This is a genomic window from Pseudomonas yangonensis, from assembly GCF_009932725.1.
Taxonomy (GTDB): Bacteria; Pseudomonadota; Gammaproteobacteria; order Pseudomonadales; family Pseudomonadaceae; genus Aquipseudomonas; species Aquipseudomonas yangonensis.
In genome coordinates this window covers 1-244 of record NZ_BLJU01000224.1, presented here as the reverse complement: position 1 = coordinate 244, position 244 = coordinate 1, and the positions used below count along the sequence as shown (strand labels likewise).

Annotated in this window: 1 pseudogene; it reads left to right on the top strand. The window is 67.6% G+C overall.

Going from position 1 to position 244, the window contains the following annotated elements:
* Window positions 1–244 (top strand): annotated as a pseudogene (locus tag GYB81_RS24120) (LON peptidase substrate-binding domain-containing protein); the annotation flags it as partial.

Sequence of the window (244 nt, the reverse complement as noted above, 5' to 3'; positions counted from 1 at the left end):
GTCGGTGGAGGTCCAGGCCGACCAGCTCAGCGTCGGCGAGATCGAGTGGTTCGAAGACCTGCCGGAGCAACCCCTGACCTACGAACACAACGATCTCGCCGCGTTGCTCAGCGTGCTGGCCGAGCATCCGATGGTGGCCGCGCTGGAGGTGGGCGGCGAGCCCGGCTGCCAGCAGGACCTGGCCACCCCGTTGGCCTACCTGCTGCCGTTCGATACCGAACGCAAGCTCGAACTGCTCGCCCTG